We start from the raw sequence: 2,360 nt of genomic DNA, 5'->3' as shown, positions 1-2,360 counted from the left end.
GCAGCTGACTTGTAATCAGCAGGTTGTTGGTTCGATTCCGACCGCCAGCTCCATAGAACTTATTAAAACTTAATATTGGAAGTATATTTATTGTGGAGGAGTGCCCGAGTGGTTAAAGGGGGCAGACTGTAAATCTGTTGGTTAACTCCTACATTGGTTCGAATCCAATCTCCTCCACCATTTTGCGGGTGTAGCTCAGTGGTAGAGCCCTGGTCTTCCAAACCAGTTGCGAGGGTTCGATCCCCTTCACCCGCTCCATTAAAAATTCTATGTGCTTGTAGCTCAGTAGGATAGAGCAACGGCCTTCTAAGCCGTGTGTCGGGGGTTCGAATCCCTCCAGGCACACCATAAAATTTTTATGTTTGGTTTGTTTTGCTTGATTGTTTTATACTATTTTATGTGCTTGTAGCTCAGTAGGATAGAGCAACGGCCTTCTAAGCCGTGTGTCGGGGGTTCGAATCCCTCCAGGCACACCATAAAATTTTATTAATTACAATTTAATATATATATGATGAATTGTTTTGCCTAAACTTTCATTATGTTTTTTGATACATAGTTATGATGTGTCTTTTATTATGGAGAGGTGTCCGAGTGGTTTAAGGAACTAGTCTTGAAAACTAGCGATTCCGAAAGGGACCGTGGGTTCGAATCCCACCCTCTCCGCCAGGAGAAGTACTCAAGTGGCTGAAGAGGCTCCCCTGCTAAGGGAGTAGGCCTCGATAAGGGGCGCGAGGGTTCAAATCCCTCCTTCTCCGCCATATCGAGGTGTAGCGCAGTTTGGTAGCGCACGTGGTTTGGGACCATGGGGTCGGGGGTTCGAGTCCCTCCACCTCGACCAACTTTTTTTATGATTATTGATAGGTAATATATTCTACATCAAAATCTGATATGTTGGTCGTTTAGAATAAGTCATTAGACTTATACTTTAGTCATTTGTTTTATATCAGGTTAGGGGTGTAGTTCAGTGGTAGAACGTTGGTCTCCAAAACCAAATGCCGTGGGTTCAAGTCCTACCACCCCTGCCATTTTCGAGGTGTAGCGCAGTTTGGTAGCGCACGTGGTTTGGGACCATGGGGTCGGGGGTTCGAGTCCCTCCACCTCGACCAACTTTTTTTATGATTATTGATAGGTAATATATTCTACATCAAAATCTGATATGTTGGTCGTTTAGAATAAGTCATTAGACTTATACTTTAGTCATTTGTTTTATATCAGGTTAGGGGTGTAGTTCAGTGGTAGAACGTTGGTCTCCAAAACCAAATGCCGTGGGTTCAAGTCCTACCACCCCTGCCATTTTCGAGGTGTAGCGCAGTTTGGTAGCGCACGTGGTTTGGGACCATGGGGTCGGGGGTTCGAGTCCCTCCACCTCGACCATAGTTTTATACTGTGGGCTTATAGCTCAGGAGGTTAGAGCGCACGCCTGATAAGCGTGAGGTCGCTGGTTCGAGTCCAGCTAAGCCCACCAATTATTGGGGCCTTTAGCTCAGTTGGTTAGAGCGTCCGGCTCATAACCGGCAGGTCCGGGGTTCGAGTCCCTGAAGGCCCACCAATATTTAATATGGCGGCATAGCTCAGCTGGCTAGAGCGTTCGGTTCATACCCGAAAGGTCATTGGTTCGATCCCTATTGCCGCTACCATTATTTTAGAGAATATATGAATTATATTCTCTTTTTTATATATTTTTTTAGGCTCTATAATCTTAATTGGGGAAACCCAAGAGAGATTATAGAGCCTTTTTTGTTTATATTTATTTTTTCTATCATGATACATAAAGTGAGGTAAAAAAGCAAATATTAATTAATCAAGGTGTAAAAAAATCTCAATCTTATGGCATGAAGCTATGTACAATGAAAAAATAATAGATTGAGGTAACAAGAAATTGTTTTTTATTAGAGTGAGCGATGATATTAGCATTAAAGCCACAGGACAAAATAATATAAACATTTAAAAAATAATTTCCTATGCGATGATACATCTGCCTTTAAAAGGTTAAAACTTATATCAAGTATGATTGTTAAGATGTGGAGCGTAGCGTTTGATAATGATACTTACACAGGTGGAGGGTAATATTGATGCTACTATAGTTTATTCAAGATGAATAAATCGCCGGATATAGAAAGCTGATAGAGGAATCCAATGTGTCCAAAGTATTGACTGCTACGCATTTTGGTTAGACCGTTTTGGTAGAACAATTTGATTGTGTCTTGCAAAGTGTCATTAGCATCTTTAAAAGACTCAATGGTCTTTTGAGAAAATGTACCTTGTCTATCCCTTGGAATTTTAAGGTTAAATTCGCCAAACTCGCTTTTAAAAGTCCTGTGATAGTAACCATTTCTAGAATTAGCGTTATTGTAGGCTGA

The 2,360-nt window shown here is 41.5% G+C and carries 1 protein-coding gene and 14 tRNA genes; 14 read left to right on the top strand and 1 reads right to left on the bottom strand.

The window, feature by feature from the left end:
- The first annotated feature begins 94 nt into the window (after positions 1–94).
- The 14 genes from BBG48_RS10685 to BBG48_RS10620 all read left to right on the top strand — a co-directional run bounded on the left by BBG48_RS10685 (position 95) and on the right by BBG48_RS10620 (position 1,637).
- Positions 95–180: transfer RNA gene (locus tag BBG48_RS10685), tRNA-Tyr, on the top strand.
- Between the two features lie 4 nt (positions 181–184).
- Positions 185–258, top strand: a tRNA-Gly gene (locus BBG48_RS10680).
- A 13-nt stretch (positions 259–271) separates the two neighbouring features.
- Positions 272–348 (top strand) — tRNA-Arg (locus BBG48_RS10675).
- 51 nt (positions 349–399) lie between these two features.
- A tRNA-Arg gene (locus BBG48_RS10670) sits at positions 400–476 on the top strand.
- A 101-nt stretch (positions 477–577) separates the two neighbouring features.
- Positions 578–666: transfer RNA gene (locus BBG48_RS10665), tRNA-Ser, on the top strand.
- Positions 667–758: transfer RNA gene (locus BBG48_RS10660), tRNA-Ser, on the top strand. It abuts the tRNA gene before it with no gap.
- 3 nt (positions 759–761) lie between these two features.
- Positions 762–838 (top strand) — tRNA-Pro (locus tag BBG48_RS10655).
- 112 nt (positions 839–950) lie between these two features.
- Positions 951–1,025, top strand: a tRNA-Trp gene (locus tag BBG48_RS10650).
- A 4-nt stretch (positions 1,026–1,029) separates the two neighbouring features.
- Positions 1,030–1,106: transfer RNA gene (locus BBG48_RS10645), tRNA-Pro, on the top strand.
- Between the two features lie 112 nt (positions 1,107–1,218).
- Positions 1,219–1,293, top strand: a tRNA-Trp gene (locus tag BBG48_RS10640).
- A 4-nt stretch (positions 1,294–1,297) separates the two neighbouring features.
- Positions 1,298–1,374: transfer RNA gene (locus tag BBG48_RS10635), tRNA-Pro, on the top strand.
- A 14-nt stretch (positions 1,375–1,388) separates the two neighbouring features.
- A tRNA-Ile gene (locus tag BBG48_RS10630) sits at positions 1,389–1,465 on the top strand.
- Between the two features lie 7 nt (positions 1,466–1,472).
- Positions 1,473–1,549: transfer RNA gene (locus BBG48_RS10625), tRNA-Ile, on the top strand.
- 11 nt (positions 1,550–1,560) lie between these two features.
- Positions 1,561–1,637: transfer RNA gene (locus BBG48_RS10620), tRNA-Met, on the top strand.
- A gap of 441 nt (positions 1,638–2,078) precedes the next feature.
- On the opposite strand, the gene BBG48_RS10615 is transcribed toward BBG48_RS10620, so the two are convergent.
- On the bottom strand, positions 2,079–2,360 hold a 282-nt coding region (locus BBG48_RS10615), incomplete at its 5' end, for a transposase (protein ID WP_199560412.1).

The sequence above is a fragment of the Criibacterium bergeronii genome, from assembly GCF_001693775.2.
Taxonomy (GTDB): domain Bacteria; phylum Bacillota; class Clostridia; order Peptostreptococcales; family Filifactoraceae; genus Peptoanaerobacter; species Peptoanaerobacter bergeronii.
This window is presented reverse-complemented; position numbering and strand designations above follow the sequence as displayed.